The sequence below is a fragment of the Streptomyces sp. NPDC032745 genome (assembly GCF_055579465.1).
Map to the genome: position 1 here is coordinate 926,436 of NZ_JBVING010000001.1, position 15,059 is coordinate 941,494.

10 protein-coding genes are annotated in these 15,059 nt (G+C 72.5%); 7 read left to right on the plus strand and 3 right to left on the minus strand.

The features are described from left to right. From ACZ5WG_RS04125 to ACZ5WG_RS04135, 3 genes are all read left to right on the plus strand, one after another. Positions 1-1,419 carry an NAD(P)/FAD-dependent oxidoreductase gene (locus ACZ5WG_RS04125; protein WP_468720393.1) on the plus strand — a complete coding sequence of 473 codons (1,419 nt, stop codon included), beginning with the start codon at positions 1-3 and terminating at the stop codon, positions 1,417-1,419. A gap of 174 nt (positions 1,420-1,593) precedes the next feature. Beyond that, positions 1,594-2,058, plus strand: coding sequence for a hypothetical protein (locus ACZ5WG_RS04130; protein ID WP_468720395.1), 465 nt, complete (start codon positions 1,594-1,596; stop codon positions 2,056-2,058). A gap of 112 nt (positions 2,059-2,170) precedes the next feature. Continuing rightward, positions 2,171-3,970, plus strand: a complete 1,800-nt coding sequence (locus ACZ5WG_RS04135) for a chitinase (protein ID WP_468720396.1) — start codon at positions 2,171-2,173, stop codon at positions 3,968-3,970. Positions 3,971-4,015: 45 nt separating this feature from the next. Here the strand turns inward: ACZ5WG_RS04135 and ACZ5WG_RS04140 are convergent, their stop codons facing one another. From ACZ5WG_RS04140 to gabT, 3 genes are all read right to left on the minus strand, one after another. Further along, positions 4,016-4,465: a hypothetical protein gene (locus ACZ5WG_RS04140; RefSeq protein ID WP_468720398.1), complete on the minus strand. Its 450-nt coding sequence runs from the start codon at positions 4,463-4,465 to the stop codon at positions 4,016-4,018. Between the two features lie 49 nt (positions 4,466-4,514). After that, positions 4,515-5,285 carry a phosphatase PAP2 family protein gene (locus ACZ5WG_RS04145; RefSeq protein WP_468720399.1) on the minus strand — a complete coding sequence of 257 codons (771 nt, stop codon included), beginning with the start codon at positions 5,283-5,285 and terminating at the stop codon, positions 4,515-4,517. A gap of 133 nt (positions 5,286-5,418) precedes the next feature. Further along, entirely contained in the window at positions 5,419-6,765 is a 1,347-nt protein-coding gene (gabT, locus tag ACZ5WG_RS04150; RefSeq protein ID WP_468720400.1) for a 4-aminobutyrate--2-oxoglutarate transaminase, read from the minus strand. Between the two features lie 248 nt (positions 6,766-7,013). Between gabT and ACZ5WG_RS04155 the strand changes: the two genes are divergently transcribed. The 4 genes from ACZ5WG_RS04155 (at position 7,014) to ACZ5WG_RS04170 (ending at position 15,003) form a co-directional block, all read left to right on the plus strand. After that, positions 7,014-9,380, plus strand: a complete 2,367-nt coding sequence (locus ACZ5WG_RS04155; protein WP_468720401.1) for an ATP/GTP-binding protein — start codon at positions 7,014-7,016, stop codon at positions 9,378-9,380. Between the two features lie 99 nt (positions 9,381-9,479). After that, on the plus strand, positions 9,480-11,060 hold the full coding sequence (locus ACZ5WG_RS04160) for a PucR family transcriptional regulator (protein ID WP_468720403.1): 1,581 nt from the start codon (positions 9,480-9,482) through the stop codon (positions 11,058-11,060). 186 nt (positions 11,061-11,246) lie between these two features. Continuing rightward, entirely contained in the window at positions 11,247-12,692 is a 1,446-nt protein-coding gene (locus ACZ5WG_RS04165; RefSeq protein WP_468720405.1) for an aldehyde dehydrogenase family protein, read from the plus strand. Positions 12,693-13,068: 376 nt separating this feature from the next. Then, the gene (locus ACZ5WG_RS04170) at positions 13,069-15,003 is read left to right on the plus strand and encodes an acyl-CoA dehydrogenase family protein (RefSeq protein WP_468720407.1); all 1,935 of its coding nucleotides are present in this window, start codon (positions 13,069-13,071) and stop codon (positions 15,001-15,003) included. Positions 15,004-15,059 lie beyond the last annotated feature (56 nt).

Sequence of the window (15,059 nt, forward strand, 5' to 3'; positions counted from 1 at the left end):
ATGGCCCCAGTCGCCATGCGAAGTGTTGCTCAATCGCTTTCCGAAGCACTGCCGGTCTCGTACTGGCTGGACGACCCCGGCAAGCCCGCCGCACAGCCGGCGCTGACCTCGGACGAGGCCTGCGACCTGCTCGTCATCGGCGGCGGGTACAGCGGACTGTGGACCGCGCTGATCGCCAAGGAGCGCGACCCCGCCCGGGACGTCGTCCTGATCGAGTCGAAGGAGGCGGGCTGGGCCGCCTCCGGACGCAACGGAGGCTTCTGCGCCGCCTCCCTCACGCACGGCCTCGCCAACGGAATGGCCCGCTGGCCGGGCGAGCTCGCCAAGCTGGAGGAGCTGGGCGCCCGCAACCTCGACGAGATCGAGGCGGCCATCGCCCGTTACGGCATCGACTGCGACTTCGAGCGCACCGGCGAGATCGACGTGGCCACCGAGCCCCACCAGGTCGAGGAGCTGCGCGAGCTGTACGAGGAGGCCGAGAAGCTGGGCCTCGCGGGCGGCTCGCGCTGGCTGGACCGCGAGGAGCTGCGCGCCGAGGTCGACTCGCCGACGTTCCTCGCGGGCCTGTGGGACACCGACGGCGTCGCCATGCTCAACCCCGCCAAGCTCGCCTGGGGCCTGAAGGAGGCCTGCCTGTCGCTGGGTGTGCGGATCTACGAGAACACCCGCGGGCTGTCGCTGGCCACCTCGGGCGCCGGAATGGCCGTACGCACCCCGTACGGGCGGGTCTACGCCCGGCGGGTGGCACTGGGCACGAACATCTTCCCGTCCCTGGTCAAGCGGATCCGCCCGTTCACGGTCCCGGTCTACGACTACGCGCTGATGACCGAGCCGCTGACCGCCGAACAGCTGGGGGCCATCGGCTGGCAGAACCGCCAGGGTCTGGGTGACAGCGCCAACCAGTTCCACTACTTCCGCATCACACCGGAGAACCGCATCCTGTGGGGCGGCTACGACGCCATCTACCCCTACCGCGGCAAGCTCGACTCCGAGTACGACCACCGCCCCGAGACGTACCTCAAGCTGGCGCAGCACTTCTTCAGCGCGTTCCCGCAGCTGGAGGGCATCAAGTTCAGCCACGCCTGGGGCGGGGCCATCGACACCTGCTCCCGCTTCTCCGCCTTCTTCGGCACCGCGCACGGCGGCAAGGTCGCCTACGCGGCCGGCTACACCGGGCTCGGTGTCGGCGCCACCCGCTTCGGCGCCGACGTGATGCTGGACCTGCTGGACGGGGCCCGCACCGAGCGGACCGAGCTGGAGATGGTGAAGTCCCGGCCGATGCCGTTCCCGCCGGAGCCCTTCGCCTGGACCGGGATCACCCTCACCAAGTGGTCCCTGGCCCGGGCGGACGCCCGCGGCGGCCGCCGCAACCTGTGGCTGAAGGCCCTGGACAAGCTCGGCCTGGGCTTCGACAGCTGACCGCAGTGACCGGAGCCCGTGACCGCACGACTTTCCGTACGCCCCCGGCGCGTGCTGCGGTTCATGCCGCGAGCCGCTTCACCACCACGGGGTAGCGAAACCCGCGTCATCGCAGGGCCCGGCCCCGCTCTCTCCCGGTGAGGACACCTCACCCCAGAGAACGGAGGCCGGGCGATGCAGGGCTCGGAGATCAGGACCGCGGTGGCATGGCTCGTATCGGTGGCACCGGACCCCGACACCTGCCGGTGGGAGTGGGAGCGCAACCCCCTCGGGGTCACCCTGCTGCCCGCCGGCCGGCACTGGGACGTGCTGATCCTGCCCGGGGAGCTGGGGCAGGCCGCCCTCGACGTCCTGGCGCAGTCCCTCCACCGGCCCGGCCCGGTGCTCGCCGACTTCGCCGACTCGCGGCTGGGCTTCTTCGTGCCCCCGGGCACGGCGTCCCGCTGGATCGGCACCGGCGTACGGGGAGCCGGGCGCGGGACCTGGATCGTGGTCCCGTACCCCGGCCGGGACACGGGCGGGGTGCGCTGGCTGGTGGTCCCGGACGGCCGCGGGACGCTCACCGATCCGGTGCTGCTGGAGCTCGCGATGCACGAGGCCGCGGCCCGGGCGGTGGGGGAGGAGAGCCGGAAGCCTTGACAAGGGCATTGGTCTGGACCATGTTGGGCGCCGCTGCCGCTTCACCGGCGGCCTGGCTCCATCCCCCCATGTTCCGGAGGCAGTTGTGCGCAGACCCCCAACCAGAATCGGCGTGTTGTTCACCGCGGCCGCCCTCGCGGTGGCCGGCTTCCTCGCCGCGGGCCAGCCGGCCGCCGCGGCCGACGCCGACCTCGCCCGCAACGGCGGCTTCGAAGCCGGACTCGACGGCTGGAGCTGCTCGGCCGGCAGCGGAGCCGTCGTCACCACCCCCGTCCACGGCGGAAGTTCCGCCCTCAAGGCCACCCCGGCCGGCCAGGACAACGCCCGCTGCTCCCAGACCGTCACCGTCAAGCCGGATTCCACGTACACGCTCGGTGCCTGGCTGCAGGGCGCGTACGTCTACCTCGGCGCGGCCGGGACCGGTACCACCGACGTGTCCACCTGGACGCAGACACCGGGCACCTGGAAGCAGCTGAGCACGACGTTCCGCACCGGCGCGGCCACCACGTCCGTGACGATCTACACGCACGGCTGGTACGGCCAGCCGGCCCACCTCACGGACGACGTCACGCTCGTCGGCCCCGACCCGGGCGGCTCCGGGCCCGGCCAGCCCCAGCCCCCGGCCGTCCCCACCGGCCTGACCGCATCCGGCGCCACCGCGAGCAGCATCGACCTCTCCTGGGCGGCCGTATCCGGCGCCACCTCGTACAAGCTCCACCGGGACGGTGCCGCGCCCGTGAGCGTCACGGGGACCTCGGCGACGGTCACCGGACTCGCCGCATCCACCTCGTACACCTTCCAGGTCAGCGCGGTGAACGCGGCCGGCGAGTCCGCGAAGAGCGCCCCCGTCCCGGCCTCCACGACGAGCGGCGGCGGCAACCCGGGCAACCCCGGCCTGCCGGCCCACGCCCTGGTCGGCTACCTCCACGCGAGCTTCGCCAACGGCTCCGGCTATGTCCGGATGGCCGACGTCCCCGCCTCCTGGGACGTCATCAACCTCGCGTTCGGCGAACCGACGTCGGTGACCTCGGGGGACATCCGCTTCTCGCTCTGCCCTGCGAGCGAATGCCCGGGCGTGGAATCCCCGGCCGAGTTCAAGGCCGCCATCAAGGCCAAGCAGGCGGCGGGCAAGAAGGTCCTGATCTCGATCGGCGGCCAGAACGGGCAGGTCCAGCTCGCCACCACGGCCGCCCGCGACACCTTCGTGTCCTCCGTCAGCAAGATCATTGATGAGTACGGGCTCAACGGGCTCGACATCGACTTCGAGGGCCACTCGCTCTCCCTGGCCACGGGCGACACCGACTTCCGCGCCCCCACCACCCCGGTGATCGTCAACCTGATCTCGGCGGTCAGGACCCTCAAGGCCAAGTACGGCCCGGACTTCGTCCTGACCATGGCCCCGGAGACCTTCTTCGTCCAGCTCGGCTACCAGTACTACGGCTCCGGCCCCTGGGGCGGCCAGGACCCGCGCGCCGGCGCCTACCTTCCGGTCATCCACGCCCTGCGCGACGACCTCACCCTGCTCCACGTCCAGGACTACAACTCGGGCTCCATCATGGGCCTCGACAACCAGTACCACTCCATGGGCGGGGCCGACTTCCACATCGCCATGACCGACATGCTGCTCACCGGGTTCCCGGTCGCGGGCAACACCGCGCGCGTCTTCCCGCCGCTGCGCCCGGACCAGGTGGCGATCGGCCTCCCGGCCACAGCGAACGCGGGCAACGGCCACACCTCGCCCGCCGAGGTGAACAAGGCGCTGGACTGCCTGACGAAGAAGACCGACTGCGGGACCTACCAGACGCACGGCACCTGGCCCGCCCTGCGCGGCCTGATGACCTGGTCGATCAACTGGGACCGCTTCGGCAGCTGGGAGTTCAGCCGCAACTTCGACGCCTACTTCGGGGGTTAGCCGAAGCCGTGCCGGAGTCTTCCCCGGACTCCGGCGCGGCCGCTCCTAGTCGCCCGAGCAGCCGAAGATCCCCACGTGCGTGACCTCGTCTCCCGTGTACAGGAGCACGTACAGCCCGGTCCACCGTCTACGGCACTCGCCGATCAGGCTCTGCTCGTACTCCGTGTGGCTCATCGACGCGTTCGCCGCCGCCATCACCTCCCGGTACCGCTCGACGCTCGGCCGGTCCGTGCCGAAGTGGTGCAGCGCCCGGTCGGCCGGGAGGGGCCGGACGGTGCCGTCCTCCTCCGGGCCCGGGGAAACCCGTACGACGTCGAGGATCGTGTGCGTGCCCTGGGTGCCCATGAACTCGTGGTCGGCCCAGAGTGCGGCCAGGTCCGGGTAGTCGTCCATCTCGCCGAACTCCTCTGCGAACACCCGGGCATGAAGGGCGGTCAGCGAGGCCTCGACGCTGCCCTCGTACTCCGTCACGTAGTCCCACCCGCTGGCACCCATCGCGCGCCTCCGCCTTCCGTAGAGGAGATGTCCCAAGACGGGCGTCAGGCTAGGCGGAGGGTCTGACAGTGCGGCGTACGGCGCGTGTGACGGCCAGCAGCAGGGGCGTGCACAGGAAGCAGCTGGCCAGTGCGTCCAGGGGCCAGTGCCAGCCGCGCAGGATCAGGCCGGTGGCCGTGGCGGCCGTCAGGAGGAGGGCGGCGGCCATCGGCCACGCGCGGCGGGTGTACGGGCCGATCAGCAGCGCCGCGCCGATGTAGGCGACGGCAGAGGTGGCGGTGTGGCCGGAGGGGTAGTAGCCGGCGGCCCAGGGCTCCAGGGGCCCCGGACGGGCGGTCCACTCCTTCAGCGGCACGATCACGGCCGGGACCAGGGCCATCGCCAGCCCCGCGGTCAGGGCGGGGGCCCAGGCGCGGGAGCGGCGGACGGAGTACGCCATCGCCAGCACCAGGACCGGCACGGCGACCGGGACGTTGCCGAGGTCGGAGAGGCGCTCGGTGACGGAGTCGGGGACCGTGCGGACCAGGGCGCGGCTGAGGCGCTCGTCCGGCGTGAGCAGCGGACCCGAGACCAGGACCTGCCAGGTCGTCAGGACGAGCCCCAGCAGGGAGAGAAGGAGGAGAATGGCCGGCCGTCCCGGAACAGGGGGGATGGTTCCGGGACGGCCGCCCGGATCGGGTTGCCGAGCGCCCCGGGGGGTTTGGGGCGAACGGCCGTCCGATCGGTGAGGAGTGTGCGCGAACGCAGGCCCAGTGCGGCGCTGGGGAAGCCCGGTACTGGTTTCGCCCCCGGTTTCCCGGGAGCGGGGTGTCTCACTCATCTGCAGAAACCGTACGGCAGCGGACAGGGGACCGACAGCAGGATCGCGCTCCTGCCATCGGCCCCCCACATCTTCTTCACAGCGTCCGCCCGTTACCGGGGGTACCGGCGGGCTCTCGTGTTCGGAAGGTCGCTCAGACGTCCGTGCCGATGGCCGCGAACGCCGCCTCGATGAGGTCCAGGCCCTCGTTCAGCAGGTCCTCGCCGATGACGATCGGGGGGAGGAAGCGGAGCACGTTGCCGTAGGTGCCACAGGTGAGGACGAGCAGGCCCTCGGCGTGGCAGGCCTTGGCGAGCGCGCCGGCCGCCTCCGGGAACGGGGTCTTCGAGACGGGGTCCTTGACCAGCTCGATCGCGATCATGGCGCCGCGGCCGCGGATGTCGCCGATGATGTCGTACTTCTCCTGCATGGCCGTCAGGCGGGCCTTCATGACGGACTCGATCTTCTTCGCCGCGGCGTTGAGGTCGAGCTCCTTCATCGTCTCGATGGAGCCCAGCGCACCGGCGCAGGCCACCGGGTTGCCGCCGTAGGTGCCGCCCAGGCCGCCCGCGTGCGCGGCGTCCATGATCTCGGCGCGGCCGGTCACGGCGGCGAGCGGCAGACCGCCCGCGATGCCCTTGGCGGTGGTGATCAGGTCCGGGACGATGCCCTCGTCCTCGCACGCGAACCACTGGCCGGTGCGGCAGAAGCCGGACTGGATCTCGTCGGCGACGAAGACGATGCCGTTGTCGTTGGCGAACTTCACGATCGCCGGCAGGAAGCCCTTGGCCGGCTCGATGAAGCCGCCCTCGCCGAGGAGCGGCTCGATGATGATCGCGGCGACGTTGTCGGCGCCGATCTGCTTGGCGATCTGGTCGATCGCCTGGGCGGCGGCCTCGGGGCCGCAGTTCTCGGCGCCGGTGGGCCAGCGGTAGCCGTAGGCGACCGGGACGCGGTAGACCTCGGGGGCGAACGGGCCGAAGCCGTTCTTGTACGGCATGTTCTTCGAGGTCAGCGCCATCGTCAGGTTCGTACGGCCGTGGTAGCCGTGGTCGAAGACGACGACGGCCTGGCGCTTGGTGTACGCACGGGCGATCTTGACGGCGTTCTCGACGGCCTCGGCGCCGGAGTTGAACAGCGCCGACTTCTTCGCGTGGTTGCCCGGGGTCAGCTCGGCGAGGGCCTCGCAGACCTCGACGTAGCCCTCGTACGGCGTGACCATGAAACAGGTGTGGGTGAAGTCCGCGAGCTGCGCGGAGGCGCGGCGCACGACGGCCTCGGCGGAGGCGCCGACGGAGGTCACGGCGATGCCGGAACCGAAGTCGATCAGGCGGTTGCCGTCGACGTCCTCGATGATGCCGCCGCCCGCGCGGGCCGTGAAGACGGGGAGCACGGAGCCCACGCCGCCGGCGACCGTCTCGAGACGGCGGGCCTGCAGCTCCTGCGACTTGGGGCCGGGGATCGCGGTGACGATGCGGCGCTCCTGCGGAACAGCGGTCATAGAGGGCTCCTGGGGGGTGTTTTCGGACGCACTTGTGTCTTTGTCCGCAGGCTAGGCCCGGGGGAGGGGGTACGGCATGCTCCGTTCGGGAGTGGTGCCCGCGTGTCCTTGTCCGTGACGGCCATAGGAAGGACATGCCGCATGTCTTGTGGACGCTGCGGCAGTACAGGCCGGTACGGGCCCACGGCCGCCTCCGGGCAACTACATTGAGCGACGCAGCGCAGGCACGGGCAGGGGGCAGGGGTTTCATGGACACCGACGGCACGTACGGCACGGACGAGAAGCGGCCGCCGCGCGCCGGGCACGTCCCGCGGCCCGCCGGCCCGCCGCCCGCACTCCCGCCGAAGCCCGCCCACGCCCCCGCCGACCCCGGCCCGTCCCTCGCCGACTGGCTGCGCACGCCGCGACCCGCGGCGGGGCCCGGTGTCTGGCGCTCGGGATACGTGGCGCGGACCGATGAGGAGCCCCAGGTGGTCTCCGAGCGCACCCTGCTCAGCGGCGCCGTCATCTCGCTGCTCGCCTGCATGCTGGTCTGGTCGCTCTTGCGGAACGGGTACATCCCCCAGTGGAGGGTTCCGCCCCGTCTCTTCACCCCGAATGACTGGTGGCCGCCTCTGGGCAGGGACCCGATGCTTGGCTCGGCCGGGGACGTCGCCATGCGGTCGTACGAGGTGCTGGTCATCTCCGGCCTGCTCTACGGTTTCGGACGGCTCGGCAATTGGCGGGCTGCTTGGAGGCGCCTCGTGGTGGCGCGGGGCCGGGTGCTCCAAGCGGTTGCGGCTGCTGTCGGGGCTCTGGCCGCGCTCGGGCTTCTGGCGCAGCACGCTGTACCCCTGAGGCAATTCGTGTACTCCCTGCTACCCCTGTACGGAGCGGGGAGGGAACGTGCCCTCTCCCTCATGAACAGCGCAGACACCGCCGTGTATGCGGTCGTCATCCTGCTCTTCGTCTGGATCGGACTGCGCCGCCATGCCGACCCCTCCGGCCAGGGGGGCCGCACTGCAGAGTCCAGGGAGGCGCCCCGGATTGCGCCGGGCGGTCCCGACGATCCCGTTGCGTGGCCGCAGGTGCGTGGGGCCGGGCTCGGGGAGACCGCCGACCGGCTCGGGGCCGAGGCCGGGTCCGGGCGGATGAACGACGTGGACTACGCGCGGATCCGGCGCGCCTGGGAGTCCGTACGGGCCGAGCCCGCGCGGGCCACGGCCTTCGCCGACGCCGTGCGCGACAAGGGCGCGGGCGCCTGCGTCCACCCGTCCGGGGCCCGGGACCTCCCCGTCCGGGCCGCGCGGCACGATCTGCTGGCCCGGCAGGTGCTGCTCGGCACGGTCGACGACAGCGAGCGCAACCCGTACGGCCGCCGCGGGACCCGCCTCGCCCTCGACCCCGCCGTGCTCGGCACCTCGCTGCTCGCCGTCGGCCCGTCCGGCGCGGGCAAGACCCGGCAGCTGGTGCGGCCCGTCGTCGAATCGCTCGCCCTCCAGGCGCTGGCCGGACAGGCCGCCGTCATCGCCGTCGCCTCGGCCGGCGCCCAGCTCGGGCCGGACACCGCGTACGACGTCGTGGTCCGCGTCGGCGACCCCGACTCCGTCTACGACCTCGACCTCTACGGCGGCACCACCGATGCCGACGAGGCGGCCACCCTGCTCGCCGAGGCCTTCGTCGGTGACGTCCCCGGCCTGGAGGTGCGCCGGGCCGCGACGGCCCTCGCCCAGCTGCTCGGCCCGTTCCGGGCGGCGTACGGCCGCTTCCCCGCCGTGCCCGAACTGCGCGAACTGCTCGACCGGGTACCCGAGGCCCTCGGCGGACTGCGCACCGCCCTCGAAGCCGCCGGGCAGCAGGTGATGCTCCGTGAACTCGACGCACGCGAACGGCAGTACGCGGCCCAGGGCGACCCGGGACCGGCCCTCGCGGACCGGGTGGCCCTGCTGGACCGGCCCGCCTTCGCCGGCTTCTTCGACACCACCGGGCAAGGGCGGCCGTTCTCGCTGCGCGCCCTCGAACACCCGCTGCGCGTCCGCATCGACCTGCCCGAGCGCGGGCACGCCGACGCCTCCCGGATCCTGGCCCGGCTGCTCCTCGCGCAGTTCAACGCCTCGGCCGCGGCCCGCGCCGACCGGTCCCTGTTCGCGTTCCTCGCCTTCGACGACGCCTCGCACACCCTGACCCCGCAGACCGTGCGGGGCCTGCAGCGGCTGCGTTCGGCGAACGCCGGCGTACTGCTGACGCTCCGCACGCTGGACGACGTACCGGAGGCGCTGCGCACCCCGCTGCTCGGGGCGGTCGGCTGCCGGATGGCCTTCTCCGGGGTCACCACCTGGGACGGCAAGCGCTTCGCGGAGGCCTGGGGCACCGAGTGGGTGGAGACGCGCGACGTCACCCACCGGACCGTCTTCGCCGACCAACCGCTGACCCGGGCCATCCACGCCTTCCGCAAGCTGGTCACCGGCAAGGCCGTGACCACGGACGCGGTGACCGTGCGCCAGGTGGAGCGGGAGCGGTGGTCGGCCTCCGAGCTGGCGCACGCCGTACCGCCCGGGTACGCGGTGCTCTCGCTGACCTCGGTCCGCGGCGAGCGGGCTGCCCCGCTGCTGGTCCGACTGGCCGCGACGGGCTGAGCCGACCCGTACGAGGTGGCAGAATCGAGGGGAGTCGTTCATACGACAAGGCGAAATTCCGCGCCGCGCCCCTCCTTCCTCTAAGGCCCCTGGTATCCGATGCCGCTCACCCTCGCCTCGCTCGTCCAGCACTCGGCGCTCAAGCTGAGCGTCCGGGCGGGGGAGAACCGCCTGGACACCCCCGTCCGCTGGGCCCACGTCAGTGAGCTCGCCGACCCCGTCCCCTATATGGAGGGCGGGGAACTGCTCCTGATCACCGCGATGAAGCTGGACGCGGAGGATCCGCAGGAGATGCGCCGGTACGTACGCCGCCTCGCCGCGGCCGGGGTCGTAGGTATCGGCTTCGCCGTCGGCGTGAACTACGAGGCGGTCCCGGAGGCGCTGGTCGAGGCCGCGCGGGCCGAGGACCTGCCGCTGCTGGAGGTGCCGCGCAGGACCCCGTTCCTCGCGATCAGCAAGGCCGTCTCCGCGGCCCTCGCCGCGGACCAGTATCGCGCGGTGACCGCCGGCTTCGAGGCGCAGCGGGAGCTGACGCGGGCCGCGCTGTCCGCCGACGGCCCCGCCGATCTGCTGTCGAAGCTGGCGGCGCACGTGCACGGCTGGGCCGCCCTGTACGACACCTCGGGCGCGGTGGTCGCGGCCGCCCCGGAGTGGGCCGCCCGGCGGGCCGCCCGGCTGACCCCCGACGTGGAGCGGCTGCGGGAGCGGCCCGCGCCCGCGAGCGCGGTGGTGGGCGGCTCGGAGGACCGGGTCGAGCTCCAGTCGCTGGGCACGGGCCGGCGGGCCCGCGGCGCGCTCGCCGTCGGCACCGGCGCCCCGCTGGGCACGGCCGAGCGGTACGCCGTGCACTCGGCGGTGGCGCTGCTGACCCTGACCACGGAGCGGTCGCGGTCGCTGCACGACGCGGAGTCCCGGCTCGGGGCGGCGGTGCTGCGGATGCTGCTGGACGGGGAGGCCGAGCACGCCCGGGCGGTGGCCGGGGACCTGTACGGGGCTCTGCTGGAGGCGCCGTTCCGGCTGATCGTGGCGGAGCCGGCGCTGCCGGGGACGGCGCAGCCGGAGGGGCTGGCGCTGCTGGCCGACGCGGTGGAGTCGGCGGCAGCCCGTGCGGGGGAGGCGCTGCTGGTGGTGCCGGAGCCGGGGCGGCTGGTGGTGCTGGCGGCCGACGGGGGCTCGGCGGTGCAGGCGTGCGCGGAACACGCGGAGGCGCTGGAGTCGCGGCGCGGCCGGGAGGCGACGGGTCCGGAGCCGGACGAGCTGGTGGTCGGCCTGTCCGCTGCCGCGGTGCCTGCGGGGGTTTCGGCGGCCCTCAAGCAGGCCGACCAGGCGCTGGCCGTGGCCCGGCGGCGGGGGCGGCCGATGGTGGAGCACGAGGACCTGGCGGCGGGGTCGGTGCTCCCGCTGCTGGCGGACGAGGCGGTACGGGCCTTCGCGGACGGCACCCTGCGGGCGCTGCGCGAGCACGACGAGAAGGGGCGGGGGGATCTGGTGGCCTCGCTGCAGGCCTGGCTCTCGAGGCACGGGCAGTGGGATGCGGCCGCCGCCGATCTCGGCGTGCACCGGCATACGCTGCGGTACCGGATGCGGCGGGTGGAGGAGATCCTGGGGCGTTCCCTGGACGACCCGGACGTCCGCATGGAGCTGTGGCTCGCCCTCAAGACCACCTCGCCTGCGGCGTAGCCACGGGCTCCCGCTTGCGCGGGGGCGGGGAGAGGCGCCGCGCAGCGGCATCCTGCGGCGCGACAGTGACAAAGCGGCGCGGGGGAGGGCCCGCATGCTCCACCCCGGATAAACGCCGAAACCCGGACGGAGTCCTACGGTGGAGGGGACAAGGACCCCGCACACACTCGAAGGGCCGGGATTCGCATGACTTCCACCCACGCCTTCTGGCTCGCCGGCCGCCAGGCCACCGGCGAGGACAGCTTCGACGTCCACTCCCCGTGGGACAACCGGCTCGTCGGCACCGTCAGCGTGCCCACCGACGCCCAGGTCGAAGAGGCCGTGGCCGCGGCGTACGCCGTGACGGCCGAGTTCTCCGCGACTCCCGCCCACGTCCGTGCCGCCGCCCTGGACCACGTGTCCAAGCGGCTCGTCGAGCGCACCGAGGAGATCGCCCAGCTGATCTCCGCCGAGAACGGCAAGCCCATCAAGTGGGCCCGCGGTGAGGTCGGCCGTGCGGTGTCCGTGTTCCGCTTCGCCGCCGAAGAGGCCCGCCGCTTCAACGGCGGAGAGGCCCAGCGCCTCGACACCGACGCCGGTGGCGTCGGCCGTCTCGCCCTGACCCGCCGCTTCGTCAAGGGCCCGGTCCTCGGCATCGCGCCGTTCAACTTCCCGCTGAACCTGTGCGCCCACAAGGTGGCCCCGGCCATCGCCGTCGGCGCGCCGATCATCCTGAAGCCGGCCCCGGCCACCCCGCTCTCCGGCCTGATCCTGGGCGAGCTGCTCGCCGAGACCGACCTCCCGGCCGGTTCCTGGTCGGTCCTGCCGGTCGCCAACGACAAGATGCCGGCCCTGGTGAAGGACGAGCGCCTGCCCGTCATCTCCTTCACCGGCTCCGACAAGGTCGGCTACGCCATCCAGCAGTCGGTGCCCCACAAGCACTGCACCCTGGAGCTCGGCGGCAACGCCGCAGCCGTGGTCCTGGACGACTGGTCCTCCGAGGCCGACCTCGACTGGGCCGCGACCCGTATCGCGACCTTCTCGAACTACCAGGCCGGCCAGTCCTGCATCTCCGTGCAGCGCGTGATCGCCGACGCCTCCGTCTACGACCGCCTCGTCGAGAAGGTCGTGGCCAAGGTCCAGGCCCAGGTCACCGGTGACCCGTCCGACTCCGCCACCGACGTCGGCCCCCTCGTCTCCGAGGACGCCGCCAAGCGGGTCGAGTCCTGGGTCGACGAGGCGATCTCCGCCGGAGCGAAGCTGCTCACCGGCGGCAAGCGCGAGGGTGCTTCGTACGAGCCGACCGTCGTCGCCGACCTGCCCGCCGACACCACCCTCGCCGTCGAGGAGGTCTTCGGGCCGGTGCTGACGCTGACGAAGGTCGAGAACACCGACGAGGCCTTCGCCGCCGTCAACGACTCGAAGTTCGGCCTGCAGACCGGCGTCTTCACCCGGAACATCCAGACCGCGTTCCGCGCCCACCGCGAGCTCGAGGTCGGCGGTGTGATCGTCGGCGACGCGCCGTCCTACCGCGCCGACCAGATGCCGTACGGCGGCGTCAAGCAGTCGGGCGTCGGCCGCGAGGGTGTCCGCTACGCGATGGACGACTACACGTACGAGCGGGTCCTGGTCCTGACCGGCCTCGACATCTGATTCTCGTACGGCCAAAAGCCGACGGCCGGAGCCCACTGTGCGGGGGCTCCGGCCGTCCCCCTTTTCCTTTTGGCCCGGTTCGCCTCCGGGGCGCCTTTGCCGGCTCCAGGAGCCCGTGCGTCCTCGAAGCCGCTCGTCCTCGCGGTTTCTCCGGGCGCTCGGCCTCCTTCGCCGGCGCGCCCCTTCGGCTCATTCGCCAGGATCTGGCCGGCGGGCCCTTCGGCTCACTCGCGGGGAGGTAGCCGCCCGGCCGGGCTCGATTTCCCTCACTCGGACCGCCCCGGCTTTTCCCGGAGGGCCGGAGAGGGTACGACTCACAGGTAGCACCGGCCAGTAGGCCGGTACCACCGACTCCGGCGGCGAGGTGAGTCCCCTCATGTCCGCAACACAGCCCAAGGTGACCGAGCGCGAGGCACGGCAGGTCGCGGAAGCGGCCCGGGAACAGGACTGGCGCAAGCCCAGCTTCGCCAAGGAACTCTTCCTGGGGCACTTCCGGCTCGACCTGATCCACCCGCACCCGATGCCGGCGGACGAGGACGTCCGGCGCGGCGAGGCCTTCCTGGCCCGGCTGCGGGCGTTCTGCGAGACCGAGATCGACAGCGCGCGCATCGAGCGCGAGGCCAAGATCCCCGACGAGACCGTGCGCGGGCTCAAGGAGCTCGGGGCCCTCGGCATGAAGATCGACCCCAAGTACGGGGGCCTGGGCCTCACCCAGGTGTACTACAACAAGGCGCTGGCGCTCGTGGGTTCGGTCAGCCCCGCCATCGGGGCCCTGCTCTCCGCCCACCAGTCGATCGGCGTCCCGCAGCCGCTGAAGATGTTCGGCACGCAGGAGCAGAAGGAAACCTTCCTGCCGCGCTGCGCGACCACCGCCATCAGCGCCTTCCTGCTCACCGAGCCGGACGTCGGCTCCGACCCGGCGCGGCTGGCCACCACCGCCGTCCCCGACGGCGAGGACGGGTACGTCCTCGACGGGGTGAAGCTCTGGACCACCAACGGGGTCGTCGCGGACCTGCTGGTGGTGATGGCCCGGGTGCCGAAGTCGGAGAACCACCGGGGCGGGATCACCGCGTTCGTCGTCGAGGCCGATTCCCCCGGGATCACCGTCGAGCACCGCAACGCCTTCATGGGCCTGCGCGGCCTGGAGAACGGCCTCACCCGCTTCCATCGGGTCAGGGTGCCCGCCTCGCAGCGCATCGGCGCCGAGGGCGCCGGGCTCAAGATCGCGCTGACCACCCTGAACACCGGCCGGCTGTCCCTGCCCGCCATGTGCGTCGGCGCGGGGAAGTGGTGCCTGAAGATCGCCCGCGAATGGTCCGGCGTCCGCGAGCAGTGGGGCCGCCCGGTCGCCCGGCACGAGGCCGTCGGGGCCAAGATCTCCTTCATCGCCGCCACCACCTTCGCCCTCGAGGCGGTCGTCGACCTGGCCTCCCAGATGGCCGACGAGGACCGCAACGACATCCGCATCGAGGCCGCCCTCGCCAAGCTCTACGGCAGCGAGATGGCCTGCCTGATGGCAGACGAGCTGGTCCAGATCCGCGGCGGGCGCGGATTCGAAACCGCCGAGTCGCTGGCCGCCCGCGGCGAGCGCGCCGTCCCCGCCGAGCAGATGCTGCGCGACCTGCGCATCAACCGGATCTTCGAGGGCTCCACCGAGATCATGCACCTGCTGATCGCCCGCGAGGCCGTCGACGCCCACCTGTCGGTCGCCGGCGACCTCATCGACCCCGAGAAGGCCCTCGGCGACAAGGCCAGGGCCGGAGCCCGCGCCGCCGGGTTCTACGCCCGCTGGCTGCCCAAGCTCGCCACCGGCCCCGGCCAGGTCCCCGGCGCGTACCGGGCCTTCCACCCCGGCGGCCACCCCGACCTCTCCGTCCACCTGCGCTACGTCGAGCGCAGCGCCCGCAAACTCGCCCGGTCCACCTTCTACGCCATGTCCCGCTGGCAGGGCCGCATGGAGACCAAGCAGGGCTTCCTCGGCCGGATCGTCGACATCGGCGCCGAGCTCTTCGCGATGAGCGCCGCCTGCGTGCGCGCCGAGCAGCTGCGCGCCTCCGGGGAGCACGGCCGCGAGGCCTACCAGCTGGCGGACGCCTTCTGCCGGCAGTCCCGGATCCGCGTCGAGGAGCTCTTCGGCAGGCTCTGGTCCAACACCGACGACCTGGACCGCAAGGTCGTCGCCGGGGTGCTCTCCGGAACCTACACCTGGCTCGAGGAGGGCGTGCTCGACCCCTCCGGCGACGGCCCCTGGATCGCGGACGCCACCCCCGGCCCGTCGACTCAGAAGAACGTCCACCGCCCCATCCGCTGACCTGCGATCATCGCCGGGTGCCCGTCAGGCGTACGACACTGGCGACAGGGAACCCG